The organism is Micromonospora sp. II (genome assembly GCF_001709195.1).
In the GTDB taxonomy this organism is placed as follows: Bacteria; Actinomycetota; Actinomycetes; order Mycobacteriales; family Micromonosporaceae; genus Micromonospora; species Micromonospora chalcea.
The window spans coordinates 25,944-52,174 of sequence record NZ_LYXF01000057.1; the positions used below are offsets into that span (position 1 = coordinate 25,944).

The 26,231-nt window shown below is 73.8% G+C and carries 24 protein-coding genes and 1 riboswitch; of the genes, 18 read left to right on the top strand and 6 right to left on the bottom strand.

Annotated elements, in window-relative coordinates; genetic code table 11:
• The first annotated feature begins 114 nt into the window (after positions 1-114).
• The 4 genes from A8711_RS23430 (at position 115) to A8711_RS23445 (ending at position 5,382) form a co-directional block, all read left to right on the top strand.
• Complete coding sequence (locus A8711_RS23430) at positions 115-2,472, top strand: polyribonucleotide nucleotidyltransferase (RefSeq protein ID WP_043325800.1); 2,358 nt, start codon at positions 115-117, stop codon at positions 2,470-2,472.
• Positions 2,473-2,625: 153 nt separating this feature from the next.
• Entirely contained in the window at positions 2,626-3,966 is a 1,341-nt protein-coding gene (locus A8711_RS23435; RefSeq protein WP_199495900.1) for a pitrilysin family protein, read from the top strand.
• Positions 3,967-4,074: 108 nt separating this feature from the next.
• A complete protein-coding gene (gene dapB, locus A8711_RS23440; RefSeq protein ID WP_069089332.1) occupies positions 4,075-4,836 on the top strand; it encodes a 4-hydroxy-tetrahydrodipicolinate reductase in 762 nt (253 codons plus the stop codon).
• A 75-nt stretch (positions 4,837-4,911) separates the two neighbouring features.
• Positions 4,912-5,382, top strand: coding sequence for a GNAT family N-acetyltransferase (locus A8711_RS23445; RefSeq protein WP_069089333.1), 471 nt, complete (start codon positions 4,912-4,914; stop codon positions 5,380-5,382).
• Between the two features lie 191 nt (positions 5,383-5,573).
• Here A8711_RS23445 and A8711_RS23450 read toward each other — a convergent pair whose 3' ends face one another.
• Complete coding sequence (locus A8711_RS23450) at positions 5,574-6,167, bottom strand: GNAT family N-acetyltransferase (RefSeq protein WP_064447090.1); 594 nt, start codon at positions 6,165-6,167, stop codon at positions 5,574-5,576.
• A 35-nt stretch (positions 6,168-6,202) separates the two neighbouring features.
• Here A8711_RS23450 and A8711_RS23455 point away from each other — a divergent pair, with 35 nt between their 5' ends.
• Positions 6,203-7,507, top strand: coding sequence for a glycosyltransferase family 87 protein (locus A8711_RS23455; protein WP_069089518.1), 1,305 nt, complete (start codon positions 6,203-6,205; stop codon positions 7,505-7,507).
• Here A8711_RS23455 and A8711_RS23460 read toward each other — a convergent pair.
• Positions 7,412-7,957 (bottom strand): GNAT family N-acetyltransferase, encoded by a 546-nt coding sequence (locus A8711_RS23460; RefSeq protein WP_069089334.1) that lies wholly within the window; start codon positions 7,955-7,957, stop codon positions 7,412-7,414. The two genes, A8711_RS23455 and A8711_RS23460, sit on opposite strands and share 96 nt — an antisense overlap.
• Positions 7,958-8,036: 79 nt before the next feature.
• Here A8711_RS23460 and A8711_RS23465 point away from each other — a divergent pair, with 79 nt between their 5' ends.
• The 6 genes from A8711_RS23465 to A8711_RS23490 all read left to right on the top strand — a co-directional run bounded on the left by A8711_RS23465 (position 8,037) and on the right by A8711_RS23490 (position 15,165).
• The gene (locus A8711_RS23465; protein WP_043325793.1) at positions 8,037-9,266 is read left to right on the top strand and encodes a winged helix-turn-helix domain-containing protein; all 1,230 of its coding nucleotides are present in this window, start codon (positions 8,037-8,039) and stop codon (positions 9,264-9,266) included.
• Entirely contained in the window at positions 9,256-9,849 is a 594-nt protein-coding gene (locus tag A8711_RS23470; protein WP_069089335.1) for a DUF2752 domain-containing protein, read from the top strand. The genes A8711_RS23465 and A8711_RS23470 overlap by 11 nt, the downstream gene beginning before the upstream one ends.
• A 134-nt stretch (positions 9,850-9,983) precedes the next feature.
• Entirely contained in the window at positions 9,984-10,721 is a 738-nt protein-coding gene (gene thyX / locus A8711_RS23475) for an FAD-dependent thymidylate synthase (RefSeq protein WP_043330542.1), read from the top strand.
• Positions 10,722-10,773: 52 nt separating this feature from the next.
• Positions 10,774-11,700, top strand: coding sequence for a 4-hydroxy-tetrahydrodipicolinate synthase (gene dapA / locus A8711_RS23480; protein ID WP_043325790.1), 927 nt, complete (start codon positions 10,774-10,776; stop codon positions 11,698-11,700).
• Positions 11,701-11,751: 51 nt separating this feature from the next.
• Positions 11,752-13,440, top strand: coding sequence for a ribonuclease J (locus A8711_RS23485; protein WP_043325788.1), 1,689 nt, complete (start codon positions 11,752-11,754; stop codon positions 13,438-13,440).
• Positions 13,441-13,614: 174 nt separating this feature from the next.
• Positions 13,615-15,165, top strand: coding sequence for a S1 family peptidase (locus A8711_RS23490; protein ID WP_064447093.1), 1,551 nt, complete (start codon positions 13,615-13,617; stop codon positions 15,163-15,165).
• 89 nt (positions 15,166-15,254) lie between these two features.
• On the opposite strand, the gene A8711_RS23495 is transcribed toward A8711_RS23490, so the two are convergent.
• Both A8711_RS23495 and A8711_RS23500 read right to left on the bottom strand, forming a co-directional pair.
• Positions 15,255-16,901, bottom strand: coding sequence for a YbjN domain-containing protein (locus A8711_RS23495; RefSeq protein WP_069089336.1), 1,647 nt, complete (start codon positions 16,899-16,901; stop codon positions 15,255-15,257).
• The gene (locus tag A8711_RS23500; RefSeq protein WP_043325784.1) at positions 16,898-17,377 is read right to left on the bottom strand and encodes a YbjN domain-containing protein; all 480 of its coding nucleotides are present in this window, start codon (positions 17,375-17,377) and stop codon (positions 16,898-16,900) included. Before A8711_RS23500 ends, A8711_RS23495 begins: the two co-directional genes overlap by 4 nt.
• Before the next feature lie 113 nt (positions 17,378-17,490).
• Here A8711_RS23500 and A8711_RS23505 point away from each other — a divergent pair, with 113 nt between their 5' ends.
• Positions 17,491-19,947, top strand: a complete 2,457-nt coding sequence (locus A8711_RS23505; RefSeq protein ID WP_043325782.1) for a DNA translocase FtsK — start codon at positions 17,491-17,493, stop codon at positions 19,945-19,947.
• Between the two features lie 64 nt (positions 19,948-20,011).
• On the opposite strand, the gene A8711_RS23510 is transcribed toward A8711_RS23505, so the two are convergent.
• On the bottom strand, positions 20,012-20,254 hold the full coding sequence (locus A8711_RS23510; RefSeq protein WP_043325780.1) for a hypothetical protein: 243 nt from the start codon (positions 20,252-20,254) through the stop codon (positions 20,012-20,014).
• Positions 20,255-20,342: 88 nt separating this feature from the next.
• On the bottom strand, positions 20,343-20,657 hold the full coding sequence (locus tag A8711_RS23515) for a multidrug efflux SMR transporter (protein ID WP_043325778.1): 315 nt from the start codon (positions 20,655-20,657) through the stop codon (positions 20,343-20,345).
• 57 nt (positions 20,658-20,714) lie between these two features.
• Positions 20,715-20,780: riboswitch (guanidine-III (ykkC-III) riboswitch) on the bottom strand.
• A gap of 96 nt (positions 20,781-20,876) precedes the next feature.
• Here A8711_RS23515 and A8711_RS23520 point away from each other — a divergent pair.
• From A8711_RS23520 to A8711_RS23545, 6 genes are all read left to right on the top strand, one after another.
• Positions 20,877-21,800 (top strand): ornithine cyclodeaminase family protein, encoded by a 924-nt coding sequence (locus A8711_RS23520; RefSeq protein WP_043325777.1) that lies wholly within the window; start codon positions 20,877-20,879, stop codon positions 21,798-21,800.
• 50 nt (positions 21,801-21,850) lie between these two features.
• Positions 21,851-23,353, top strand: a complete 1,503-nt coding sequence (rimO, locus tag A8711_RS23525; RefSeq protein ID WP_043325775.1) for a 30S ribosomal protein S12 methylthiotransferase RimO — start codon at positions 21,851-21,853, stop codon at positions 23,351-23,353.
• Between the two features lie 47 nt (positions 23,354-23,400).
• Positions 23,401-23,982: a CDP-diacylglycerol--glycerol-3-phosphate 3-phosphatidyltransferase gene (pgsA, locus tag A8711_RS23530; protein WP_030503388.1), complete on the top strand. Its 582-nt coding sequence runs from the start codon at positions 23,401-23,403 to the stop codon at positions 23,980-23,982.
• A gap of 71 nt (positions 23,983-24,053) precedes the next feature.
• Positions 24,054-24,599 carry a CinA family protein gene (locus A8711_RS23535; RefSeq protein WP_043325772.1) on the top strand — a complete coding sequence of 182 codons (546 nt, stop codon included), beginning with the start codon at positions 24,054-24,056 and terminating at the stop codon, positions 24,597-24,599.
• 210 nt (positions 24,600-24,809) lie between these two features.
• On the top strand, positions 24,810-25,250 hold the full coding sequence (locus tag A8711_RS23540; protein ID WP_043325770.1) for a helix-turn-helix domain-containing protein: 441 nt from the start codon (positions 24,810-24,812) through the stop codon (positions 25,248-25,250).
• A gap of 127 nt (positions 25,251-25,377) precedes the next feature.
• Positions 25,378-26,229: a PspA/IM30 family protein gene (locus A8711_RS23545; protein ID WP_030503385.1), complete on the top strand. Its 852-nt coding sequence runs from the start codon at positions 25,378-25,380 to the stop codon at positions 26,227-26,229.
• Positions 26,230-26,231 lie beyond the last annotated feature (2 nt).

Here is a 26,231-nt window from a genome sequence, read left to right on the forward strand (position 1 = left end):
TGGCCCCCGGGCATCCCGGCACGACGCCGGCCCACCCGGGCGCTTCGATCGAAGACCGGCCGCCTGAGCAGTTCCCGTGTCGTCGGCCGACGACGCGAAGGAGCACCACAGCACATGACCGAGACCAACCTCGGCACCGAATCCCGCACCGCGGTGATCGACAACGGGTCCTTCGGCACCCGTGAGATCACCTTCTCCACCGGCCGCCTGGCCCGCCAGGCCGCCGGCTCCGTCGTCGCCCAGCTCGGCGAGACGGTCGTCCTCTCCGCCACCACGGCCGGCAAGCAGCCGCGCGAGTCGTTCGACTTCTTCCCGCTGACCGTGGACGTCGAGGAGCGGATGTACGCCGCGGGCCGGATCCCCGGCTCGTTCTTCCGCCGTGAGGGCCGGCCCAGCGAGGACGCCATCCTCACCTGCCGGCTGATCGACCGGCCGCTGCGCCCGTCGTTCGTCAAGGGCCTGCGCAACGAGGTCCAGGTCGTCGAGACGGTGCTGGCGCTCGACCCGCAGCACCCGTACGACGTGGTGGCGATCAACGCCGCCTCGATGTCGACCAAGCTGTCCGGCCTGCCGTTCTCCGGCCCGATCGGCGCGACCCGGGTCGCGCACGTCGACGGCCAGTGGGTCGCCTTCCCGACCCTGGAGGAGCTGGAGCGGGCCACGTTCGACATGGTCGTGGCCGGCCGCACCCTGGCCGACGGCGAGGTCGCGATCATGATGGTCGAGGCCGAGGCCACCCCGAACGCGGTGACCCTGATCTCGGGCGGCGCCACCGCGCCGACCGAGGAGATCGTGGCCAGCGGCCTGGAGGCCGCCAAGCCGGCCATCCGCGAGCTGTGCCGGGCGCAGAGCGAGCTGGCCGAGGTGGCCGCCAAGCCGGTCGCCGAGTTCCCGATCTTCCTGGATTACCAGGACGACGCGTACGACGCGGTGGCCGAGGTGGCCCGCGCCGAGGTCGCCGAGGCGCTGAAGATCGCCGGCAAGGCCGACCGCGAGGAGGCCCTGGACCGGATCAAGGCCAAGGTCGCCGAGGAGCTGACCGGCCGCTTCGAGGGCCGCGAGAAGGAGCTGTCCGCCGCGTTCCGTTCGCTGACCAAGTCCGAGGTCCGCAACCGGGTGCTGCGCGAGCAGGTCCGCATCGACGGCCGCGGCCCGCGTGACATCCGCCCGCTGACCGCCGAGGTCGGCGTGCTGCCGCGGGTGCACGGCTCGGCGCTGTTCGAGCGCGGCGAGACCCAGATCCTGGGCGTCACCACGCTGAACATGCTGCGCATGGAGCAGATGGTGGACACGCTGTCCCCGGAGAACCGCAAGCGCTACATGCACAACTACAACTTCCCGCCGTACTCGACCGGTGAGACCGGCCGGGTCGGCTCGCCGAAGCGGCGCGAGATCGGCCACGGCGCGCTCGCCGAGCGGGCGCTGATCCCGGTGCTGCCCTCGCGCGAGGAGTTCCCGTACGCCATCCGGCAGGTCTCCGAGGCGCTCGGCTCCAACGGCTCCACCTCGATGGGTTCGGTCTGCGCCTCGACGCTGGGCCTGCTCTCCGCCGGTGTGCCGCTGAAGGCGCCGGTCGCCGGCATCGCCATGGGCCTCATCTCCGACGAGGTCGACGGCAAGACCCAGTACGTGACGCTGACCGACATCCTCGGCGCCGAGGACGCGTTCGGCGACATGGACTTCAAGGTCGCCGGCACCCGGGACTTCGTCACCGCGCTCCAGCTCGACACCAAGCTCGACGGCATCCCGTCGGACGTGCTGGCCGCCGCGCTGCAGCAGGCGCACGAGGCCCGGCAGACCATCCTCGACGTGATGCAGCGGGCCATCGAGGCGCCGGCCGAGATGTCGGACTACGCGCCGCGGGTCACCACCGTGAAGATCCCGGTCGACAAGATCGGCATGGTGATCGGCCCGAAGGGCCAGACCATCAACGCGATCCAGGACGAGACCGGCGCCGAGATCTCCATCGAGGACGACGGCACGATCTACGTCGGCGCCACAAACGGGCCGGCGGCCCAGGCCGCGGTGGACCGGATCAACGGCATCGCCAACCCGACGCTGCCCAAGGTCGGCGAGCGGTTCCTCGGCACCGTGGTGAAGACCGCCGCGTTCGGTGCCTTCATCTCGCTGCTGCCGGGCCGCGACGGCCTGCTGCACATCTCCAAGGTGGGCGACGGCAAGCGGGTCGAGAAGGTCGAGGACTTCCTCAACGTCGGCGACAAGGTCGAGGTGGAGATCGCGGACATCGACGCCCGCGGCAAGATCTACCTGGACAAGATCCGCCCGGAGGGCGCCGAGGCGCCGGCCGCCGCCGAGGGTGGCGACCGTCCGTCGGGCCGGGACCGCGGCGGCGACCGCGGCCCGCGTGACCGGGGTGACCGGGGTGGCGACCGGGAGCGCGGCGAGCGCCGCTCCGAGGGCGGCGAGGGCGGCGGCGAGTCCCGTCCGCGTCGCCGGACCCGGCACAGCTGATCCACCGCCGGCCCGGGTGACGTCCGCGTCACCCGGGCCGGACCACGGCTCCAGGTCGCCTGCGCGAGCTGGAGCCGTCGTACGTCCCGCCGTCCCTCGTCATCCGGAGAGCAGGTGCTCGTGAGTTCGTCAGCCGCCTCGACGGGACGGGGGGTGACGTCGACCGGGCCGGGTTCGGCCGCCCGCGCGGTCACCCGGACGCTCAGCGACGACCCGCTCGGCGGCACCGTCCGCCGTACCGTGCTGCCCAGCGGGCTGCGGGTGCTGACCGAGGCGATCCCGGCCATGCGCAGCGTGTCGTTCGGCATCTGGGTGGCGGTCGGTTCGCGCGACGAGACCGGCCCGCAGGCCGGCGCCGCGCACTTCCTGGAACACCTGCTGTTCAAGGGCACCAACAAGCGCAGCGCGCTGGAGATCTCGTCCCAGATCGAGGCGGTGGGCGGCGAGACCAACGCCTTCACCACGAAGGAATACACCTGCTACTACGCGCGGGTGCTGGACGAGGACCTGCCGCTGGCCATCGACGTCATGTGCGACCTGGTCGCCGACTCGGTGCTGACCCCGTCCGACGTGGAGACCGAGCGCGGCGTCATCCTCGAAGAGATCGCCATGCACGACGACGAGCCCGGCGACGAGGTGCACGACCTGTTCACCCGCGCCGTCTACGGCGACCACCCGCTGGGCCGCCTCATCTCCGGCACCGAGGAGACCGTCACGCCGATGAGCCGGCGGCAGATCCAGGGCTTCTACCGCCGCCGCTACACCCCGCCGCGGATCGTGATCGCCGCCGCCGGCAACCTCGACCACGCCGCGGTGGTCAAGCTGGTCCGGCAGGCGCTGCGCGGCACCCCGCTGGACACCGACCCGGCGGCGCCGGCGTCGCACCGCCCGTCCACCCCGGGGGTACGCACCAAGCCGGCCACCACGCTCGTCGAGCCGAAGGAGACCGAGCAGGCGCACGTCGTCCTCGGCTGCCCGGCCATCGACCGCACCGACGAGCGGCGCTTCGCCCTCGGCGTGCTCAACAACGTGCTCGGCGGCGGCATGTCCAGCCGGCTGTTCCAGGAGATCCGGGAACAGCGCGGCCTCGCGTACTCGGTCTACTCCTACGCCAGCCAGTACGCCGACAGCGGCGTGTTCGCCGTCTACGCCGGTTGCGCTCCGGGCAAGGTGGACGAGGTGCTGCACCTGACCCGCGCCGAGCTGGCCCGGGTCGCCGCCGAGGGGATCACCGAGGCGGAACTGGCCCGGGGCAAGGGGATGAGCAAGGGCTCGTTCGTGCTCGGGCTGGAGGACACCGGCTCGCGGATGAGCCGGCTCGCCAAGGGCGAGCTGCTCTACGGCAACCTGATGCCGGTGGACGACCTGCTGGCCCGGGTGGACGCGGTGACCCTCGACGACGTGAACACGCTCGCCGCCGAGCTGCTCGGCCGGCCGATGTCGCTGGCCGTGGTGGGCCCGTTCGACTCCGGCAGCTTCACCGTCGACCGCTGAGCGGCGGCGGTCCGGTCGGCCGGGTGTCGGCCGCGCCGGTTCGCCGGATGCCGGGCGTCGGTGCGGTCCGCCGGACCGCGCCGTGCGGGCTGGGATAGGTTGTGGGCCGTGACTGAGCAGCAGAAGACGGTGGCCCGGGTCGGTGTGCTTGGTGCCCGGGGCCGGATGGGCATGGAGGTCTGCAAGGCGGTCGACTCCGCCGCCGACCTGGAGCTGGTCGCGGCAGTCGACCAGGGCGACGACCTGGACGCTGTGGCCCGGGCGGGCGCCGGGGTGGTCGTCGACTTCACCACCCCCGACGCGGTCATGGACAACCTGCGCTGGTGCGTCGAGAACGGCGTGCACGCGGTGGTCGGCACCACCGGCTTCACCGAGCAGCGGCTCGACCAGGTACGCGAGTGGCTGGCCGGCCGTCCCGGCGTGGGCGTGGTGATCGCCCCCAACTTCGGCATCGGCGCGGTACTGATGATGCAGTTCGCCGCGCGCGCGGCCCGGCACTTCGAGTCGGTCGAGATCATCGAGCAGCACCACCCGCGCAAGCTGGACGCGCCGAGCGGCACCGCCACCCACACGGCTCGGCTGATCGCCGCGGCCCGCGCCGACGCCGGGCTCGGGCCGGTGCCGGACGCCACCCGCGACGAGGTGGCCGGCGCCCGCGGCGCCGACATCGACGGGGTACGCGTGCACGCGGTGCGCGCCACCGGCCTGGTCGCCCACCAGGAGGTGCTGTTCGGCACCACCGGTGAGACGCTGACCATCCGGCACGACTCGTTCGACCGGGTGTCGTTCATGCCCGGCGTGCTGCTCGCGGTCCGCGAGGTGGGCCGCCGGCCCGGTCTGACGGTCGGCCTGGACGCCCTGCTGGACTGACTGCCGCGGTGTGCCCCCGGCCTGCTGCGGGAAACCGTTTTGCCTGGTCGGGGGCGTCGACCTAGGCTGCTTTCCATGATCGACTCCGGGCACTCCGACCGCACCGGCCGCCGGGTGACGCTGCGGCCGGTGGACGACGACAACTGGCGGGCCGTCGCCGACGTCGCCCCGCGTGACGACCAGCGCGCCTTCGTGTTCGCGCTGGCCGCCCGCTACCTGCTGCTCACCGAGCGCTCGGACGTCTGGAACTCGCTGGCTGTCTACGCCGACGAGACTGTCGTCGGCCATGTCATGTGGGGCGTGGACGACGACGAGTCGCGCTGGATCGGCGGCATGGTGATCGACGCCGCCGAGCAGGGCCGGGGGCTGGGCCGCGCGACGGTGCGGACGATCGCCGACCGGCTCGCCGAGGCGGGCCGGCCGATCCGCTTGAGCTACCACCCCGACAACAAGCCCGCCGCCGCCCTCTACACGTCCCTGGGCTTCCACCCCACAGGCGCGTTCGAGGACGACGAACTGGTAGCCGAGCTCCTCCCCCCAGCCTGACCCTCACCCCCGAGCTTGCCCCCGGTCGATCATGAGGTTGGCGGCCTTTTCGATCTCCCCGACTGCCGCCAACTTCATGATCGACGCGGTGGGGGTGGGGTGGTGCGGTGAGGGGGTGGGGTGGCGGTCCTGCCCCGTGCCGGGACCGCCGGCCCACCCACGTGAGGGTGGACCGGCGGCCGGGCGGGAACTCATCGGTCGGCTGAAGGATTTTCGTCAGCGGATTCCGGGACCGCCACGTGGAAGCGGAGCTGGGGGACGAGCATGTCGTCCACGTCCAGCGCGCGGGTCGCGCCGTCCGGCTCCCAGCCGGTCGAGCCGAGGAAGTTGCGGGTCGCCGCGTCGGCGTCGAACGCCCACGCCACCGCCCGGGTCAGCCCGTCGGCGCGCCAGTGCTCGACCGCCGCGGCGAGCAGCCGGCTGCCGTGCCCGCGCCGCCCCCACCGGGGCTCCACCAGCAGGTCGGTCACCGCCGCGACGCCCGACGCGAGCGCGTCGGCCGGCTCACCGGGAGCCAGCGCCTCGGCGTCGGCCGGACCGGAGGCGATGAACCCCACCAGATAGGATTGCGCCGCCTCCTCGACGGCGACCAGCACCCGGTGCGCGCCCGAGGGGGGCTCCTGCACCGCCGCGCTCCACCGCCGGGCGAGGTACGCCTCGTCCAGGTTGTCGAGCACGTGCCGGGGCAGGATCCGGCGGTACGCGACCCGCCAGGTCGCGAGCTGGACGCGTGCGATCTCGCCGGCGTCCTCGGGACGCGCGGGCCGGACGTAGCCTGCAGCCATGGCACGTGAGCCTACGCAGGGCGAGGAGGGTGACGGTGGCGCAGGGTGCCGGGCGCACGATCACGCAGGCCGTCGCCGTGGCGGCGCTCGCCGCGGCGGTCACCGTGTTCCTGTCCGTGGCGGCGGTGCGGCACGGCTTCTTCGACCTGCAGGTCTACTACGGCGCGCTCACCTACTGGGCGCGTGACGGCGGGGAGATCTACGACTTCCTGCGCCCCGGCACCCAGTACGGCTTCACCTACCCGCCGTTCGCCGCGCTGGTGATGCTGCCGATGGCGTACCTGCCGTGGAACGCCGCGATCGTGGTGAGCGTGACGCTCACGGTGCTGGCGAGCGCCGTGGTGATCTGGCGGCTGCTGGACCCGGTGGCCCGCCGCTCCGGCTGGACCCGCTGGTTCGCCCTCGCCGTCGCGCTGTGCCTGGCCGCCGCGTACGAGCCGATGCGCGAGACGGTCAACTTCGGCCAGGTCAACATGCTGCTGCTGTTCCTGGTGGCGGTGGACCTGCTGTGGCTGCTGCCGGCCCGCAGCCGCTGGGCGGGCGTGGGCATCGGCCTGGCCACCGCGATCAAGCTGACGCCCGGCATCTTCATCGTCTACCTGCTGGTCACCGGCCGCTGGCGGGCCGCCGCCACGTCGGTCGGCACGGCTGCCGTCGCCACGCTCGTGGCCGCCGGTCTCTTCCCGGACGCCTCCCGGGAGTTCTGGACCGAGGCGCTGTGGAACACCGACCGGGTCGGTGAACTGGCGTTCGTCTCCAACCAGTCGCTGCGCGGGGTGGTGGCCCGGCTCGACCCGCAGCACCCCAGCACGATCGCCTGGCTGGCGCTCGTACTCCTGACGCTCGTGGTGTGGGCGTGGCGGTCGCGGGCGGCGGTGGCCGCCGGCGACGAGGCCACCGGCCTGGCCCTGACCGGCGCCGTGATGTGCCTGGTCAGCCCGGTCACCTGGGTGCACCACCTGGTGTGGCTGCTGCCCGGGTTGATCCTGCTCGTGGACAACGGCATGGCGGCGCCCGCGCGCAGCCGGCGGCGCCGTCTGCTGCTGGCCGCCGCGTTGATCGGGTACGCGCTGCTGTGCAGCCGGATCGTCTGGGCCTGGGAGAAGGACTTCACCGGCGTGGACGGCTTCCTCGGCAGCAACACGTACGTGTGGATCAGCCTGGCGTTGCTGCTGGGGCTGCCGATCCGGCGCTGGCTCACCCCGGACGGCGGTGGGCGTCCCGGCGGGGAGGTCCCGGCCGGGTCAGCCTCCGGCGGTGTAGCGCAGCTCGCGGAGCAGGAGCGGGGGGAGTCCGCCGGACAGCGGCACCGGATAGGTGGACTCCTCGCCGTCCGGTGAGTGCCCGGCCCGCTCGTAGAAGCGGCGCGCCCGGGCGTTGTCGGCGAGCACCCAGAGCCGGTACCCGGTCCAGCCCCGCTCGGCCAGGCCGTCCCGGGCCGCCGCGAGCAGCGTCCGGGCGACACCCGAACCCCAGTACGCGGGCTCCACGTAGATCGCCAACAGCTCACCGTGCGCCGGGTCCAGGTCGCCGCGGTCCTGGTTGTTCCGGTACGGCCCGAACGTGGTGAACCCGACGATCGTGCCGCCGTCCTCGGCGACGAGCGTGGTGAACGGGTGCTCCGGGTCGGCGGTGCCGAGGTCGCGGCGGCGCTGGGCCCAGGCGGCCGGGTTCAGCCGGGCCAGCACCTCCGTGGGCATGATCCCGGCGTAACCGGACTGCCATCCGTGGACGTGCACCCGGGCGATCGCCTCGGCGTCGTCCGGTTCCTCCCGGCGAATGGTGAGCATCTGTCCGTTCTATGCCCAGACGGGCGATCGGTCCAGCCGCCGCTCCCGGTGTCGTACCGCTGGATTAGGGTCGCCGGCGATGGCCGTACCGGAATCGCTCTCCCTCGCCCAGGCCCGCCGGATCGCCCTGGCCGCCCAGGGCTTCGCCGACCCGGCGCCTGCCGGCGTGCCCACCCGGCGGCACCTGCGCCGGGTGCTCGACCGGGTCGGGCTGATCCAGATGGACTCGGTGAACGTGCTCCAGCGGGCGCACTACCTGCCGCTCTACAGCCGGCTCGGGCCCTACCCGACCGCGCTGCTGGACACCGCCGCCTACCGCCGCCCGCGTGAGCTGTTCGAGTACTGGGCGCACGAGGCGTCGCTGGTGCCGGTCGGGCTGCACCCGGCGCTGCGCTGGCGGATGGCGAAGGCCCGCGACGAGGCGTGGGGCGGCATGCGCCGGATCGCCCAGGAGCAGCCCGGGCTGGTCGCCTGGGTCCGTGACGAGGTGGCCGCCCGGGGGCCGCTGACCGCGGCCGAGATCGAGCACGACGCGCCACGGGAGACCGGCAACTGGGGCTGGAACTGGTCCGCCGTGAAGCGGGCGCTGGAGTTCCTGTTCTGGGCCGGCGAGGTCACCGCCGCCGAGCGCACCAACTCGTTCGCCCGCCGCTACGACCTGCCCGAGCGGGTGCTCCCGGCCGCCGTGCTGGACGCGCCCACCCCGACCGACGCCGAGGCGTACCGGACGCTCGTCTCGATCGCGGCCCGCTGCCTCGGCGTGGCCGCCGAGCCGGAGCTGCGCGACTACTTCCGGCTGCCGGTGGCCGGGGCGCGGCAGGCGGTGGCCGACCTGGTCGAGGCGGGCGAGCTGACCCCGGTCACCGTGCAGGGCTGGCGGCACCCCGCCTATCTGCACGCCGACGCCCGGATGCCCCGCTGGGTACGCGGGAACACGCTGGTCAGCCCGTTCGACCCGCTGGTCTGGGAGCGGGCGCGCACGGAGCGGCTGTTCGGCTTCACCTACCGGATCGAGATCTACGTGCCCGCGCCGCAGCGGGTGTACGGCTACTACGTGCTGCCGTTCCGCCAGGGCGAGCGCTTCACCGCCCGGGTCGACCTCAAGGCCGACCGGAAGGCCGGCGTGCTGCTGGTGCCGGCCGCCTGGGTCGAGCCGGGCGCCGACCCGGGGGAGACCGCTGTGGCGCTCGCCGCCGAGCTGTACCGGCTGGCCGGGTGGCTCGGCCTGGACGCGGTCGCCCCGCCCGCCGCAGGCGACCTCGCGGGGCCGCTGGCCGCCGCGCTGGTGGGCGTGGCCGGTGTACGGTGAGCGCGTGACGAGCGTTGACCGGCCTGCCACCGAGCCCGACCCGCACGCCCACAGTGAGCCGCACGTCCACGCTGGGCCGCACGCTCCCGACGGGCCGTGGCAGGGGCCGTACCCGGTCGCGTACCAGCCGGTCGAGACCGACCGGTTCACCCGTATGGTCCTGCGCCTGCACGCCCGCGCCCCGCGCTGGGCGGTGCCGCTGGCCGCGCTCGGCTGCGTCGTCCTCGGTCTGGCGTACGCGATGATCAGCAACCCGACGCAGAGCGACCCGGACGCCCGTCCGACCTGCCTGCTCAAGCTCACCACCGGGCTCGACTGCCCGGGCTGCGGCGGCACCCGCGCGCTCTGGTACGTGCTGCACGGCGACCTGCCGGCCGCCGCCCGGCACCACTTCCTGTTCGTGTTCGCGCTGCCGTTCCTGAGCTGGCTCTTCGTGACCTGGGCCGGCAACCGGGCGTTCGGCTGGAAGCTGCCCGAGCCGCGGTTCAGCCCCAAGGCGATCGGGTTGTTCCTGGCCGCCTGGGGGGTCTTCTCGGTGGCCCGCAACCTGCCGTGGGCGCCCTTCACCTCGCTCTACGTCTAGCCTCCCGCCGAGGGACCGCGCTGACGCGAGGGCCGGGAGATCTTGGACACCCGGGCTGAGCTGGGCGGCAGGTCGGCCGCGCGCCCGATTTCCGCGTCGGGCGAGGGCCAACTACAGTCCCAGGAATGCCGGAGATGGTGCAGCCCCAGGTCAAGTTGATCGCGTGGACCCAGTTCCAGGCGCCCGAAGAGGTGCCCTGGTCCACCGACGCCGACGGCGGGCAGGCGCTCGCCGAGTTCGCCGGCCGGGCCTGCTACCAGAGCTGGAAGAAGCCGAACCCGGCCACCGCCACCAACGCGGGCTACCTGGCGCACATCCTGGAGGTCGGCCACCTGAGCGTGCTGGAGCACGGCTCGGTGAGCTTCTACTTCAGCGGCGTGTCGCGGTCGTTCACGCACGAGCTGATCCGGCACCGGCACTTCTCCTACTCGCAGCTCTCCCAGCGCTACGTGCCGGAGCGGGACGCGGCGATGGTCGAGCCGTCGGTGATCGCCGACGACCCGGAGCTGCACAAGAAGTTCGTCGAGGCCACCGACGCGGCGGTGCGGGCGTACACCGAGTTGCTGGAGGGGCTGGAGGCCCGCTTCACCGACGAGCCCAACCCGACGCTGCGCCGCAAGCAGGCGCGCCAGGCGGCGCGGGCGGTGCTGCCGAACGCCACCGAGACGCGGATCGTGGTGACCGGCAACTACCGCGCGTGGCGGCACTTCGTCAAGATGCGCGCCACCGAGCACGCCGACGTGGAGATCCGCGAGCTGGCGGTGGAGTGCCTGCGGCAGCTCAAGAGCGTCGCGCCGAACGTGTTCGCCGACTTCGAGATCTCCACCCTGCCCGACGGCACCGAGGTGGCGGCGTCCCCGTACGCCGAGTGACCTGTCGCCCTTCGCCGCCGGGTCACCGGTGGTCGTCCGCTAGGTTGTGAGCATGACGCACGACCACTCCGCCGCCCCGAGCCGGGGCGCGTCGCGCCCGTTCGGGCGAGTGATGACGGCCATGGTGACCCCGTTCACGCCGGACGGCGGGCTCGATCTCGCCGGCGCCGCCCGGCTGGCCGAGTACCTCGTGGACGAGCAGCGCAACGACGCGCTGGTCCTCAACGGCACCACCGGTGAGTCACCGACCACCACCGACGCGGAGAAGGAGTCGCTGATCCGCGCCGTGGCCGAGGCGGTGGGCGACCGGGCCCGCATCGTCGCCGGGGTGGGCACCAACGACACCCGGCACACAGTCGAGCTGGCCACCCAGGCCGAGAAGGCCGGCGCGCACGGCCTGCTGGTGGTGACGCCCTACTACAACAAGCCGCCGCAGGCCGGGCTGCTGCGTCACTTCACCACCGTCGCGGACGCCACCGGCCTGCCGGTCATGCTCTACGACATCCCGCACCGCTCCGGCGTGGAGATCGCCACCGAGACGCTGGTGAAGCTGGCCGAGCACGGCCGCATCGTGGCAGTGAAGGACGCCAAGAGCGATCTGACCGCCACCTCCTGGGTGCTGGCCCGCAGCGACCTCGCGTTCTACAGCGGCGAGGACGCGCTCACCCTGCCGATGCTGTCGATCGGCGCGGTCGGCGTGGTCGGCACCTCCACCCACTTCACCGGCGCGCCGACCAAGCAGATGATCGAGGCGTTCGAGGCGGGCGACAACGCCCGGGCGCTCGCGCTGCACCGGCAGTTGCTGCCGCTCTACACCGGCATCTTCCGCACCCAGGGCACGATCCTGGTCAAGGCGGGTCTCGCGGCCCAGGGCCGCCCGGCCGGCCCGGTGCGACCGCCGCTGGTGGACGCCACCGGCGACGAACTGGCCCAGCTGCGCGCCGACTGCGCGGCGGCGGGCCTGCCCCTGCCCGAATGAACAAACGACACGACGGACGCCGCGCGACGGCGTCGCAGAATGAGGTGACGCGTGACCGAGGCGCACATCGAGGGTGAGCTGCCCCCGCCGCTGCCCGAGGGCGGCCTGCGGATCATCCCGCTCGGCGGACTCGGCGCCATCGGCCGGAACATGACCGTCTTCGAGTACGACGGCAAGCTGCTCATCGTCGACTGCGGGGTGCTGTTCCCCGACGTCGAGCAGCCGGGCGTGGACCTGATCCTGCCCGACTTCGGCCCGATCCTGGACCGGCTGGCCGACGTGCAGGCGATCGTGCTCACGCACGGCCACGAGGACCACATCGGCGCGGTGCCGTACCTGCTCGCGCACAAGCCGGACATCCCGCTCGTCGGCTCCCAGTTCACGCTCGCGCTGGTCGAGGCGAAACTGGCCGAGCGGCGGATCCAGCCGTACACGCTGACCGTGCGGGAGGGCGGCCGGGAACGGCTGGGCCCGTTCGAGTGCGAGTTCTTCGCGGTGAACCACTCGATCCCGGACGCGCTGGCGGTGGCCATCCGTACGCCCGCCGGCCTGGTGCTGCACACCGGCGACTTCAAGATGGACCAGCTTCCGCTGGACGGGCGGATCACCGACCTGGCCGGGTTCGCCCGGCTCGGCGCCGAGGGCGTCGACCTGCTGCTGTCGGACTCGACGAACGCGGAGATCCCCGGCTTCGTCACGCCGGAGAAGGAGATCGGCCCGGTCCTCGACTCGATCTTCGCGAAGGCCAAGGGGCGGATCATCGTCGCCTCGTTCGCCTCGCACGTGCACCGGGTGCAGCAGGTCTTCGACTCGGCGGTCGAGCACGGCCGCAAGGTGGCGCTGATCGGCCGGTCCATGGTCCGCAACATGGGCATCGCCCGCGACCTGGGCCTGCTGAACATCCCGCCCGGCCTGGTGGTCGGGATCGAGGAGGCCACGAACCTGCCGCCCGAGCAGATCGTGCTGATGTCCACCGGTTCGCAGGGCGAGCCGATGAGCGCGCTGGGCCGGATGGCCAGCGGCGACCACCGGCACATCACCATCGCGCCCGGCGACACCGTGGTGCTGGCGTCCTCGCTGGTGCCCGGTAACGAGACCTCGGTCTACCGGGTGATCAACCGGCTGGCCCGCGCCGGCGCCGTGGTGGTGCACAAGGACGTGGCGAAGGTGCACGTCTCCGGCCACGCCCCGGCCGGCGAGCTGCTCTACCTGCTCAACGTCGTCCGCCCGAGCAACCTGATGCCGGTGCACGGCGAGTGGCGGCACCTGCGGGCGCACGCCCGGCTCGGCATCGAGTCCGGCGTCGCGCCGGACCGGGTCGTGCTCTGCGAGGACGGCGACGTGGTCGACCTGGTCGAGGGCCGCGCCAGCCTGGTCGGCCGGGTCAAGAGCCGGTACGTCTACGTCGACGGCCTCGCCGTCGGCGACGTCAGCGAGTCGCTGCTCACCGAGCGGCGGATCCTCGGCGACGGCGGTTTCATCGCCGCGACGGTCGTGGTCGACTCGGTCACCGGCAAGGTGGTCGCCGGGCCGACCGTCTCGGCGAAGGGCTTCTCCGAGGACCCGGCCGCCTTCAACGCGGTGGTTCCGCTGGTCACCGAGGCGCTGAACCGGGCCGCCGCGGACGGCATCACCGACCCGCACCAGCTCCAGCAGATCGTCCGCCGCACCGTCGGACGCTGGGTCAACGACGCGTACCGCCGTCGGCCGATGATCGTCCCGACAGTCGTCGAGGTCTGACCCGACCGCGCCGCGCGCCGGTCCACCGTCCACGGTGGGCCGGCGCCGTCGCTTTCCGGGTACGTCCCGACACGCCGCGTCGAAACCCTCCGCTCACCCTCATCCGATCGGCGTCCGTCTCCGTACTCCGGGACGGCCGGCGTGCCCCTGCGCCGGCCGGGAGGAGCGTGGCGGATGGACCGCAGACGGATGACAGCCATCGGCGTACTGGTGGCGGCGGCCGGGTTGACGGCGGCGGTGACCGTACCGTCGTTCGCCGGCGAGGAACCCCGGCGGGCCGCGCCGGCCACCGACGGCGTCGCCCCGGAGGTCCTGGACGCGATGGGTCGCGACCTCTCCCTCACCCGTGACCAGGCGGTGAAGCGGCTGCGCACCGAGCGGTGGGCGGCCGGCACGGTCACCCGGCTGCGTGCGGAACTCGGTGCCGGCTACGGGGGCAGCTGGCTCAGCGCGGACGGCGCGACGCTCACCGTGGCGGTGGCCGACGCGGCCGGCGAGGCGCGGGTCAAGGCGGCCGGCGCGGTCCCGAAGCGGGTCGCCCGGGGCGTCGCCGAGCTGGACGCGGTGAAGTCCCGGCTCGACGCGGCGGGCGGCGCGGCCAGCCCGGACATCGCCGGCTGGTACGTCGACGTGACCGACAACACGGTGGTGGTGGTCGCCCGTCCGGGCGCGGAGGCCGACGGCCGCCGGTTCGCCGCGGCCGCTGGGTCGAAGACCGCGATGGTCCGGGTACGCACCGCCGACGAGGCCCCGCGCCCGCTGTTCGACGTGCGGGGCGGCGACGCCTTCTTCATCAACAACGCCGGCCGCTGCTCGGTCGGCTTCTCGGTGGTGGGCGGATTCGTCACCGCCGGGCACTGCGGCCGGCCGGGGGACCGCACCACCGGATCCAACCGGGTCGCCCAGGGCACGTTCGCGGCCTCCTCGTTCCCCGGCGACGACTGGGCGTTCGTGCGGGTGAACGGCGACTGGACGCCGCAGGGCGTGGTGACCGACTTCAGCGACGGCCGCACGGTGGCGGTCAACGGCTCCACCGAGGCGCCGGTCGGGGCCTCGATCTGCCGGTCCGGCTCCACCACCGGCACCCGCTGCGGCCTGGTCCAGGCCAAGAACGCCACTGTCAACTATCCGGAGGGGACTGTCACCGGGCTGACCCGGACGAACGTCTGCGCCGAGCCGGGCGACTCCGGCGGCGCGTGGCTCTCCGGCGACCAGGCGCAGGGCGTCACCTCCGGCGGCTCCGGCGACTGCACCCGGGGCGGGGTCACGTTCTTCCAGCCGGTCAACGAGATCCTCCAGCGCAACAACCTCACGCTCGTCACCGCCGGTGGCCAGCCGGCCCCGACGCAGCCGCCCGCCGGTGGCGGGGAGACCGCCCCGCCGGCGACCGTCCCGCCGACCCCGCCGGCCGGTGACACCGAGTGCGCCGGCCAGGTGAGCCGGAGCGGCCGGATCGCCGCCGGGCGGGTCCAGGTGCAGCCGGACGGGCGCTTCTTCCGGGTGCCCGGCGGCACTCAGGAGGCGTGCCTGGCCGCGCCGGACGGCGTCCGGGTGACGCTGGAGCTGCAACGCTTCACCAACGGCGCGTTCCGTACCGTCGCCCGCGCCACCAGCGCCGACGGTGTGGCCCGGCTGACCGTCGAGGGCCCGGCCGGCGCCTACCGGTACCGGGTGGCCGGACTGTCCGGCTCCGGCGAGTACACGCTGGCGTTCTCCGCCCGCTGACCGCCGCATCGGGACCGCGGCCCCCGACCACCACCGCCCGGTGGTCGGGGGCCGCGCCGCGTCGCGGACCGGCCGGTCGGCTCGGCGGCTCAGGCCAGGGCGGCGACCGCTTCGGCGTACGCCGCGCCGGTGCGTACCGCCGCGGCCACCAGCACCTCCAGCTGCGCCGGGGCGACCCCGCAGGACAGGTCCGTGGAGACGCCGGCGGCCAGCACCAGCGTTCCGTCGCCGGGCTCGTGCACGTAGGCGGCGGGCAGCAGCCGGTCGTGGTTCCAGGCGTTGCAGAAGGCGTACGCCTCGGCGCGCCGCTCGGCCGGCAGCCGCCGCTGCGCCACCACGCGGGCGTGCAGCACGTCGCCGTGGCGGCCGAGCAGGCGGAACTGGATCGTGGYCTCGCCCCACCGGCCGACGAGTGTGCCGTCCGGCTCAGGCGAGTACGGCTCGCCCCGGGCGTCGAGCGCGGCGGCGAGCAGCGCCGCGTCCAGCGGGGCGGGCTCCTCCGGGCCGGGCGGGCCGGGCTCGGCCGGGTCCGGTTCCGGCTCCTCGTCGAACTCGCTCTCGGCGGCCAGCGACACCGGCGCGGCGAGCGGCCGCTCGGCCAGCCACGAGGCGATCCGGCCGGACTGGTGCCCGGTGCCGTTGCGGGCGTCGAAGCTGCCGGCGAGCGCCGTGGCCAGCGCCTGGAGCTGCGCCCCGAGTGTCGCCACGTCCACCTCGGCGGCCGGCCGGGAACCGTGCCCGGGGCGGTGGATCCGCCGCCCGCCGAGCCCGGCCTCGGCGGCCAGCCCGCAGAGCAGCGCGCCGGCCGCGGCGAACTCCATCGCGGACAGGTCGTCGGCCGGGCGGTCCAGCCGGGGCAGCTGCTCGGTCAGCACCTCCAGCCCGCGATGCAGGTAGCCGCCCAGCGCGCAGAAGCGCAGGTGCGCGGCGAGCAGCGGAAACGCGGCCCGTTCCCGGCGGTGCCGGCGGTACGCGCGTACGTGCGCCCGGGCCGCCTCGGTCACCGCGCCGGTGCGCAGCCACGGCAGCAGTCCCACGGTGAGCGCCCGTTCGGGCTGGTCGGTGCAGGTCGTCGCCACTGTCGCGGCGGTCTGCCGTTCGGCCCGCCGGGTCGGTGGCCCCTGCGGCTCGACCCAGCCGGTCAGCGCCGGCGCGAGCGCCGCCAGCGCCGCCTCCGGGTCACCCCACCCGGCCAGCAGGTCGGCCCGCCGCGCCGGGGCGCACCCCGCACAGCCACCCACCGGGTCCGTCGCGTCGGCGGCCGACCAGCGTTCGTACGCCCGGCGGGCCGCCGGCTCGTCGCCGAGGTGGTCGGCGACGCGGCAGCGCAGCTCCGCGACCGGCGCGGCGTCCTCGCCCAGCTCCCCGGCGAGCGTGTCCAACAGGGACCGGGCCTGATCCAGGCCCACCCGGGGCGTGCCGAACAGCGCCTCCACCGCCTGCCGCTGGTGCCGGCGCAGCCGGGTCAGCTCGTCGGGCCGGGCGTCCAGCAGCCCGGGGTGCCGGGCCACCGTCTCCCGCATCCGCCGCACCGGCTCCACCGCGCGCCACCGCTCACCCAGGTGCAGGTACGCCTCGACCAGCGCGAACCGCGCCGACAGGGCGGTACGCGGGTCACCGGTGGCGTCCGCGCGGGAGGCGATCCGCTCCAGCTCGGCGCAGCGCTCCTCGCCGTCGGGCCGGTCCCGGGCGTCGGCGAGCGCGGCGGCCAGCCCCCGGTCGCGTGCCGTGGTCATCGGAGCGTCCCGCCGGTCAGCTCGGCGACGGCGGCGGCCAGCTGACAGCCGGTGGTGACACCGCAGTCGACCAGCCGGTCGAGCTGGTGCGGTGTGACGCCGCGCTCCAGGTCGGTGGTGACCTCGCCGCAGATCTGGGCCGACCCGTCGTCGGCCACGTGCACGTACGCCTTGGGCCAGAGCCGGTCGTGGTTCCACCTGTTGCAGAAGGCGTGCAGCTCGGGCACGTGCTCGATGCCGAAGTGCGGCGCCACGACGGTGCGTACCTGGAGCAGCTCACCTGCCGCGCCCCGGCGGTGGAACCAGATCAGGTTCCGTTCCCAGCGGCCCACGAGCGCGCCGTCGGGCTCCTCGACCACCGCGTACCCCCGGTGGGCCAGCACGGCGGCGATCAGCTCGCCGGTCAGCGGGCGCAGCGCCTGGGGGTGTCCGGTCAGCGGACCGTCCGGACCGTCCTCGATCTCCGGCGACGCCATCGGGCATCCCTTCTGAGGCGAATAACACAAACGACGGTCCGACCCGTGCTGCGACGCGCGGACACGACCCGGAAAAGCGGCGTTCCACCGGGTGCCGCCGTTACCGTGACTCTATGGCGGGCCGTACCTCTCAGGCGAGCCGGCGGCGCGGCGCGTCGCCGCGTGGCACCACGAACAACCGCGCCCGGCAACCGGCGAAGAAGGCGGCGGCGCGGAAACCGGCGCGGCGGCCGGCGCGCCGCGGGCCGGCCCCGGCCGCGTTCGTCGGCCGCGCCGCGGGCGCCGTCTGGATGGGACTGGCCCACACGGTGGGCTGGGCGTTCCGGGCCGCCGGCCGGCAGGCCGCGTCCACCCGGGAGCTGGATCCGGAGCACCGCCGCGACGGCGCCGGGCTGCTGCTGTTCGGCCTGGCCATCCTCAGCGCGGTGGGCATCTGGGGCGGCGGCGCCGGGCCCGTGGGCCGGCACCTGGCCGACACCGTACGGCTGTTCATCGGCGCCATCTCGATAATCCTTCCGGTGCTGTTCATGGTCGGCGCGTGGCGGCTGATGCGGAGCCCGGCCGACCCCGAGCACCGCGGTCGCGGCCTGGTGGGCTGGGGCTCGATGATGCTGGCGACCGCCTCGATGCTGCACATCGGGCAGAACCCGGTCGACGAGGTCCAGCGCGACTACGCCGGCGGCCTGATCGGCGCGGGCGTGGGCGACGTGCTGAAGTCGGCGGTGACCGCGTGGGTGGCGATGCCGCTGCTGCTTCTGCTGCTGGTGTTCGGCCTGCTCGTGGTCACCGCGACCCCGATCAACAAGATCCCGGAGCGGCTCGGCCTGCGCGCCGACCCGGCCGCGCCCGAGGACGATGAGGAGGAAGCCGAGGCCGAGGCGGCGGCGAAACCGGCCCGTAAGCGGCCGGCGAAGCGGATGCCGTCGCCGCTGGAGCCGCTGGACCCGGACGACGAACTGGCCGGCGTCGACCTCCAGGAGACGCTCGTGCTGCCGCGCAAGCCGCCGCGGGTGCCGGCGAACCGCAAGCCGGTCGAGCCTCCGGAGCACTCGCCGCTGCCCACCCGCGCCGAGCAGCTCGCGCTCACCGGGCTGGCCGGCGACTACACGCTGCCGCCGGCGAACCTGCTCGGCAGCGGCGCCAAGCCGAAGAGCCGGAGCAAGGCCAACGACGAGGTGATCGCCGCGCTGACCGGCGTCTTCGAGCAGTTCGACGTGGACGCCGCGGTCACCGGGTTCACCCGCGGCCCGACGGTCACCCGGTACGAGGTGGAGCTGGGCCCGGGCGTGAAGGTCGAGCGGATCACCCAGCTGTCCCGCAACATCGCGTACGCGGTGAAGTCGCCGGACGTGCGCATCCTCAGCCCGATCCCGGGCAAGAGCGCGGTCGGCGTGGAGATCCCGAACACCGACCCGGAAAACGTGTCGCTCGGCGACGTGTTGCGCTCCCGCGAGGCGACCAGCGACCACCACCCGATGGTGGTGGCGCTCGGCAAGGACATCGAGGGCGGCTACGTGGTGGCCAACCTCGCGAAGATGCCGCACATCCTGATCGCGGGCGCCACCGGCGCGGGCAAGTCGAGTTGCCTCAACAGTCTGCTTGTGTCCATTTTGACCCGGGCCACGCCGGACGAGGTGCGGCTGCTGCTGATCGACCCGAAGCGGGTCGAGATGACCGGCTACGAGGGCATCCCGCACCTGGTCACGCCGATCGTGACCAACCCGAAGAAGGCGGCCGACTCGCTGGAGTGGGTCGTCCGCGAGATGGACATGCGTTACGACGACCTCGCCGCCAACGGGGTCCGGCACATCGACGACTTCAACCGCAAGGTGCGCAACGGCGAGATCAAGGCGCCGCCGGGCAGCGAGCGGGAGATGCGGCCGTACCCGTACCTGCTCGTGATCGTGGACGAGCTGGCCGACCTGATGATGGTCGCGCCGCGCGACGTGGAGGACTCCATCGTCCGGATCACCCAGCTCGCCCGCGCCGCCGGCATCCACCTGGTGCTGGCCACCCAGCGGCCCTCGGTGGACGTGGTCACCGGCCTGATCAAGGCGAACGTGCCGTCCCGGCTCGCGTTCGCCACCTCCTCGCTCGCCGACTCGCGGGTCATCCTGGACCAGCCCGGCGCGGAGAAGCTGCTGGGCCGCGGCGACGGCCTGTTCCTGCCGATGGGCGCGTCGAAGCCGCAGCGCATCCAGGGCGCCTGGGTCACCGAGCGCGAGATCGCCGACGTGGTCAAGTTCTGCAAGGACCAGCGGGAGCCGGAGTTCCGTCCGGACGTGCTCGCCCCGGCGCAGGACAGCAAGAAGAAGATCGACGAGGACATCGGCGACGACCTGGACCTGCTCGTGCAGGCGGTCGAGCTGGTGGTCACCTCGCAGTTCGGGTCGACCTCGATGCTCCAGCGCAAGCTGCGTGTCGGTTTCGCCAAGGCGGGCCGGTTGATGGACCTGATGGAGACCCGCGGCGTGGTCGGGCCGTCCGAGGGTTCCAAGGCCCGCGACGTGCTGGTCAAGCCGGACGAGCTGGAGGAGGTCCTGGCCGGCCTGCGCGGCGGCGAGGACTGACGACCCACGACGGACGACGGCGGCCCCCACCGTCAGGTGGGAGCCGCCGTCGGCGGTTTCCGGCTCAGTTGAGCAGCGCGGCGACGAGCACGGCGCCGATGATCGCGCCGACCACGCTCGCGGCGGCGGCGTACCAGCCCAGCGGCTTGTCGCCGAGGACGGCGCCGACGATGCCGAGGATCAGGCCGAGGACGCCGAAGATCAGCGGGGACAGGAAGATCGCGAGAGCCGCGAAGACGAACGCGATGATCGTGCAGATCCGGGCGGCGTTGGTACGCGGACGGGCGCTGGCGTGGATGTCGGCCATGGGGTTCCTCCGTGAGTGATCTCGCTACCGGTCAACGAAAGATCCGGTACCCCGGCCGCCGCGTCGTCCAAACCGGATGCGGCATCGATCAGGCGAACAACTTCAATCCGATCACGCCGGCGACCACCAGCAGCAGGCAGGCCACGCGCGGCAGGTTGACCGGCTCGCCGAGCGCGAGCATGCCCACCAGCGCGGTGCCCACCGCGCCGATGCCGACCCACACCGCGTAGCCGGTGCCGACCGGGATGTCGCGCAGCGCGTACGCCAGGCCGGCCATGCTGCCGACGAGCGTGACGCCGAAGACGGCGGAGGGGAGGGGACGGGTGAAGCCGGCGCTGCGATCGAGCGCGATCGCCCACGCGGTCTCCAGGAGTCCGGAGAGCACCAGTACGAGCCAGGCCATGAGATCACCTCTGACGGGCGGGCCCGGCGTGGAGCGGGCCGGGCGACGGTCGGGTCACGCGGGGCGTCTTGGCCTGACCGGGTACGCCCACCACTCGTCCGGGACGGCCCGCGGGCCGTCGTGGCCGACGGTAGCACCGGCCGGGCGGAACGGGCGGCGGGGTGAGAAAGCCCACCATGGGTGGAGTTGACGTCAACTTCAGGTTGCACGATGGAAGGCATGACCGTGCTCTTCTCCGACGACGACGTCGCGGCCGCCGTGGACGCCCCGCTCACCGTCGCGGCCATGCGGGACGCGCTGCTGGCCGCATACGCCGGGCGGCTCATCGCCCCGCCCCGGGCGTCCGCGCCGCTGGGCGGGGGCCGGATGGTGCTCACCGCCGGTCACCTCACCGGGCAGTGGTACGGCTTCCGCTCGTACGACACGTTCGGCCACCCGGAGAGCGGTCAACTGGTCGTGCTGCACGACGCGACCACCGGTGCCGTACGCGCCATCGCCGTCGGCGAGGAACTCGGCTCGCGGCGTACCGGAGGACTCGGTGGCGTGGCGGTGGACGCCCTGGCCCGCGCGGACGCCGCCACGCTCGGCGTGGTGGGCTCCGGCCGGCAGGCGTGGACCCAGGTCTGGGCCGCCGCGGCGGTCCGGCCGCTGCGCGAGGTGACCGTGTACAGCCGCTCGGCGGCCCGGCGGGAGGCGTTCGCCGCCCGGGTCCGCGCCGAGCTGGGCGTGCCGTCCCGCGCCGTCGGCTCGGCCGCCGCCGCGGTGCGCGACCGGGACGTGGTGGTGCTCGCCACCACCAGCACCGTCCCGGTGATCGACGCCGCCGACCTGTCCCCCGGCACGCACGTCAACACCGTTGGCTTCAAGCAGACCGACCGGCACGAGTTCGGCCCCGACCTGCTCGACGCCGCCGACCTGCTGGTCACCGACTCGCTGGGGCAGGCCGCCGCGTACGTGCCGCCGATGCTCGCCGCCGTCGAGCCGTACGCCGGTCGGTTGCGCGACCTGGGCGCGGTGCTGGCCGGGGCGGTCCCCGGCCGGACCGGCGCGGACCAGATCTCGGTCTTCTGCTCCACCGGTCTGGCCGGCACCGAGGTGTTCCTGCTCGACCGGCTGGCCCGCGTGGCCGCTCCCGCCCGCTGAGCGTGCCGGACGGGCGGCGTGGCGGTACGGAACCGGCCCGGTACCCTCGGATGGTGTCTGCCACCTCCTCCACCCCGCAATCAGACGGGCGCCGGGTCGCCCTGCTGACCCTCGGCTGCGCCCGCAACGAGGTCGACTCGGAGGAGCTGGCCGCCCGGCTGCACGCCGACGGATGGCAGGTCACCACCGACGGCGAGGGCGCCGACGTGGTGGTGGTGAACACCTGCGGCTTCGTCGAGAAGGCCAAGCAGGACTCGATCCAGACGCTGCTGGCCGCCGCCGACACCGGCGCGAAGGTCGTCGCCGCCGGGTGCATGGCCGAGCGGTACGGCCGTGAGCTGGCCGACAGCCTCCCCGAGGCGCAGGCGGTGCTCAGCTTCGACGACTACCCGGACATCGCCGCCCGGCTCGACTCGGTGCTCGCCGGTGAGGCCATCGGCGCGCACACTCCCCGCGACCGGCGGGAGCTGCTGCCGCTGACCCCGGTGAAGCGCCGCGACGCGGCGGTGTCGCTGCCCGGGCACGGCACCCCGGCCCGGGTCGCGCCGGAGACCGACGCGCACACCCCGGCCCACCTGCGGCAGGTGTTGCGGCACCGGCTCGACACCGGCCCGGTGGCCTCGCTGAAGCTCGCCAGCGGCTGCGACCGGCGCTGCGCGTTCTGCGCCATCCCGGCGTTCCGCGGGGCGTTCGTCTCGCGTACCCCGGACGAGCTGCTCGCCGAGGCCGAGTGGCTGGCCAAGACCGGCGTCCGCGAGCTGGTGCTGGTCAGCGAGAACTCCACCTCGTACGGCAAGGACCTGGGCGACCCGCGCGCGCTGGAGAAGCTGCTGCCGCAGCTCGCCGCGATCGACGGCATCGTGCGGGTCCGCGCCAGCTACCTCCAGCCCGCCGAGACCCGGCCCGGCCTGGTCGAGGTGATCGCCACCACGCCCGGCGTGGCCGCGTACTTCGACCTGTCGTTCCAGCACTCCAGCGAGCCGGTGCTGCGCCGGATGCGGCGCTTCGGCTCCACCGACCGGTTCCTGGAGCTGCTCGCCTCCGCCCGCGCGCTGGCGCCGGACGCGGGCGCGCGCAGCAACTTCATCGTCGGCTTCCCCGGCGAGACGAAGCAGGACGTGGCCGAGCTGGTCCGGTTCCTGACCGAGGCGCGGCTGGACGCGATCGGCATGTTCGACTACAGCGACGAGGACGGCACCGAGGCCGCCGGCCTGGCCGGCAAGGTCTCCGCCGCCACGATCAAGCGGCGGTACGACAAGCTCAGCGCGCTGGCCGACGAACTCTGCTCGCAGCGCGCCGAGGAGCGCCTCGGCGCGACGGTGGAGGTGCTTGTGGACTCGGTCGCGGACGGCGTGGTGGAGGGGCGGGCCGCCCACCAGGCGCCCGAGGTCGACGGCTCGACCACGCTCGTCGCGCCGGTCGGCGGCGGCGTCGACCTGGCCGCGTTGCGCCCCGGTGACCTGGTCCGGGCCACCGTCACCGCCACCGAGGGCGTGGACCTGGTCGCCGTACCGGATGAGATGATCTCGGCGGCGCCCGGCGCGGTACGGTGACGGCGGGCCCGGACGGAGCGGGGAAGCCACGTGGGGCGATGCGGGACATGACGGGCGCGGAGTCGACGGCGGCCGCCCCCGTACCGCTGCTCAACGCGGCGAATGTGCTGACCGGCGCGCGCCTGGTGCTGGTGCCCGTCTTCGCGGCCACCGTGGTCGCGTCCGCGATGACCCACGCGGGCTGGCGGATGGCCGCCTGCCTGATCTTCGTGGTGGCGTCGGCGACCGACCTGGTCGACGGCTGGATCGCCCGCCGGTTCGAGCTGGTCACCTCGCTGGGCAAGGTCGCCGACCCGATCGCCGACAAGGCGCTCACCGGCGCCGCGCTGGTGCTGCTCTCCGTCTACGACCGGCTGCCCTGGTGGGTGACTGTGGTGATCCTCGCCCGTGAGCTGGGCATCACCGCGCTGCGCTTCTGGGTGATCCGGCACGGCGTGATCGCGGCCAGCCGGGGCGGCAAGGTCAAGACGGCGCTGCAGATCCTGGCGATCACCTGGTACCTCTGGCCGATGCCGGAGGCGCTCGCCGCGATCGGCCCGTGGATCATGGGCGCGGCGGTGGTGGTCACCGTGGTCACCGGTTTCGACTACATCGCCCAGGCGTTGCGGCTGCGGCGTCCGGCCCGTTGACCCGGGCAGCCGGCTCGTCGCTCCGGGCGGCCGAAGAGTAAGCCGCCCTGGCGCGGGAAGAGAGGGCGGGCATGGACACCGACGAGAGACACCAGCGGCCCGCCGGCAACCCGGCGGCCTCCGTCGTGCACCGCCTGCACGAGTGCGGCCAGACGCTGGCCACCGTCGAGTCGCTGACCGGCGGGCTGCTCGCCGCGGCGGTCGTGGAGATCGCCGGGGTCAGCTCGATCTACCGGGGCGGCATGGTGGTCTACGCCACCGAACTCAAGGCGACGCTCGCCGGCGTACCGGAGGACCTGCTGGCCGAGCGCGGCCCGGTCGATCCCGACGTGGCCGCTGCCCTGGCCGAGGGCGGACGGCAGCGGTGCGGCGCGGACTGGGGCCTGGCCACCACCGGCGTCGCCGGGCCGGAGCCGCAGGACGGCAAGCCGGTCGGCTTGGTCTACGTGGCGGTCGCCGGGCCGGACGGCACGCAGGTGCGCCGGCTCGACCTCGACGGCGGCCGCGACCACATCCGCTCGGCCGTGGTGATCGAGGCGCTGCGGCTGCTCGCCGACCGCATCCAGCTCCCCGAGGACGCCGACGCCGCCGAGGCGGCGGGGGTCGGCCCCCGATGAGCCGGCCCGGCGCCGACACGCCCGGCCGCGGGCCCGCCGGCCGGCCGATCCGCACGGATTTTCAGAGGCGGGGTGGGATGTCGTCGTGGCAACCAACGGGTACGGTTGCGGGAAGGCTCCGACGGTCGCCGTCGGCGCCGGAGCGGTTTCCGCGTCCGGCGCCCGGCGCGGCTCGGCCGGGCATGGTGGTCCCGTCCAGGGGGAGGTGCGATGGTCCTGCTACGCCGGGTGATCGGTGACGCGCTGCGGACACGCAGGCAGGGGCAGCACCGCACCCTCCGCGAGGTGTCGTCCGCCGCCAACGTCAGCCTGGGCTACCTGTCCGAGATCGAACGCGGCCAGAAGGAACCGTCGAGCGAGCTGCTGGCCGCCATCTGCGACGCGCTCGGCGCCCGCCTGTCGGAACTGCTGCGCGAGGTGAGCGACACCGTCGCCCTCGCCGAGCAGATGCCCGGCGTGTTGGTCCCGGTGGCCGACGAGCCGGCCCCGGTGGCCACGGCCGCCGTGCGTAAGGCGACCAACCGCGGTGTCCGGCAGGTCACCACCGACGGCGCGGTCGCCGTCCAGGTCCGGCAGGACTCGCCGCTCAAGGCCACGCTGCGCAGCACCCGGGTACGCCCCGCGGAGCGGGACGTGGTCTGCGCCGCCTGACCCCGGCTGTCGCGTCGTGGGCGGTGCTGGCGTCCGCGTCGTACTGTTGATCAGGAGCGTACGGGTGCCGGAGTGGCGTCCGGCTGGAACGATGTAGGCGCGACGCTACTGAGGGGACGAGGCGGAGATGGCTAACCCGTTCGTCAAGGGTTGGAAATACCTGATGGCGCTCTTCGGCGCGAAGATCGACGAGCACGCCGATCCGAAGGTGCAGATCCAGCAGGCCGTCGAGGAGGCGCAGCGCCAGCACCAGGCGCTGGTGCAGCAGGCGGCCGCGGTGATCGGCAACCAGCGCCAGCTGGAGATGAAGCTGTCCCGGCAGATGACCGAGGTGGAACAGCTCCAGGGCAACGCGCGGCAGGCGCTCGCAGTGGCCGACCAGGCCCGGGGCCGGGGCGACGAGGCCGAGGCCGGGCGCTACGAGCAGACCGCCCAGATGCTGGCCACCCAGCTGGTCTCCGCCGAGCAGGCCCTGGAGGACCTCAAGACGCTGCACGACCAGGCGCTCGGCGCGGCCGCCCAGGCCCGCAGGGCGGTCGAGAACAACTCGATGATCCTCCAGCAGAAGCTGGCCGAGCGCACCAAGCTGCTCAGCCAGCTGGAGCAGGCCAAGATGCAGGAGAGCGTGGCCCGCTCGCTGGAGTCGATGTCGTCGCTCACCGCACCCGCCAACACCCCGTCGCTCGACGAGGTCCGCGACCGGATCGAACGCCGCTACGCCACCGCCATGGGCCGCGCCGAGCTGGCCGGCAACTCGGTCGAGGGCCGGATGCTGGAGATCCAGAAGGCCACGCTCGACTCGGCCGGATCGGCGAGACTGGAACAGATCCGGTCGAGCATGGCCGGCGAGCAGCTCGGTGGCCGGCAGGAGACCCCCGCCGTCGGGCAGCCGGCCGACCCGGCCGCCGCGGCCCGGCTCGACGAGATCCGGGCCAGCATGAGCCGGGAACGCGGCACCGGGGAGAGCACGACCGGCTGACG

Bases quoted from the DNA above. Each gene is read 5' to 3' on its own strand.
- A8711_RS23430 (WP_043325800.1), top strand. From the start codon at position 115: ATGACCGAGACCAACCTCGGCACCGAATCCCGCACCGCGGTGATCGAC.
- A8711_RS23445 (WP_069089333.1), top strand. From the start codon at position 4,912: ATGATCGACTCCGGGCACTCCGACCGCACCGGCCGCCGGGTGACGCTG.
- A8711_RS23450 (WP_064447090.1), bottom strand. From the start codon at position 6,167: ATGGCTGCAGGCTACGTCCGGCCCGCGCGTCCCGAGGACGCCGGCGAG.
- A8711_RS23460 (WP_069089334.1), bottom strand. From the start codon at position 7,957: ATGCTCACCATTCGCCGGGAGGAACCGGACGACGCCGAGGCGATCGCC.
- A8711_RS23465 (WP_043325793.1), top strand. From the start codon at position 8,037: ATGGCCGTACCGGAATCGCTCTCCCTCGCCCAGGCCCGCCGGATCGCC.
- thyX (WP_043330542.1), top strand. From the start codon at position 9,984: ATGGTGCAGCCCCAGGTCAAGTTGATCGCGTGGACCCAGTTCCAGGCG.
- dapA (WP_043325790.1), top strand. From the start codon at position 10,774: ATGACGCACGACCACTCCGCCGCCCCGAGCCGGGGCGCGTCGCGCCCG.
- A8711_RS23490 (WP_064447093.1), top strand. From the start codon at position 13,615: ATGGACCGCAGACGGATGACAGCCATCGGCGTACTGGTGGCGGCGGCC.
- A8711_RS23500 (WP_043325784.1), bottom strand. From the start codon at position 17,377: ATGGCGTCGCCGGAGATCGAGGACGGTCCGGACGGTCCGCTGACCGGA.
- A8711_RS23505 (WP_043325782.1), top strand. From the start codon at position 17,491: ATGGCGGGCCGTACCTCTCAGGCGAGCCGGCGGCGCGGCGCGTCGCCG.
- A8711_RS23510 (WP_043325780.1), bottom strand. From the start codon at position 20,254: ATGGCCGACATCCACGCCAGCGCCCGTCCGCGTACCAACGCCGCCCGG.
- A8711_RS23515 (WP_043325778.1), bottom strand. From the start codon at position 20,657: ATGGCCTGGCTCGTACTGGTGCTCTCCGGACTCCTGGAGACCGCGTGG.
- A8711_RS23520 (WP_043325777.1), top strand. From the start codon at position 20,877: ATGACCGTGCTCTTCTCCGACGACGACGTCGCGGCCGCCGTGGACGCC.
- rimO (WP_043325775.1), top strand. From the start codon at position 21,851: ATGGTGTCTGCCACCTCCTCCACCCCGCAATCAGACGGGCGCCGGGTC.
- pgsA (WP_030503388.1), top strand. From the start codon at position 23,401: ATGACGGGCGCGGAGTCGACGGCGGCCGCCCCCGTACCGCTGCTCAAC.
- A8711_RS23535 (WP_043325772.1), top strand. From the start codon at position 24,054: ATGGACACCGACGAGAGACACCAGCGGCCCGCCGGCAACCCGGCGGCC.
- A8711_RS23540 (WP_043325770.1), top strand. From the start codon at position 24,810: ATGGTCCTGCTACGCCGGGTGATCGGTGACGCGCTGCGGACACGCAGG.
- A8711_RS23545 (WP_030503385.1), top strand. From the start codon at position 25,378: ATGGCTAACCCGTTCGTCAAGGGTTGGAAATACCTGATGGCGCTCTTC.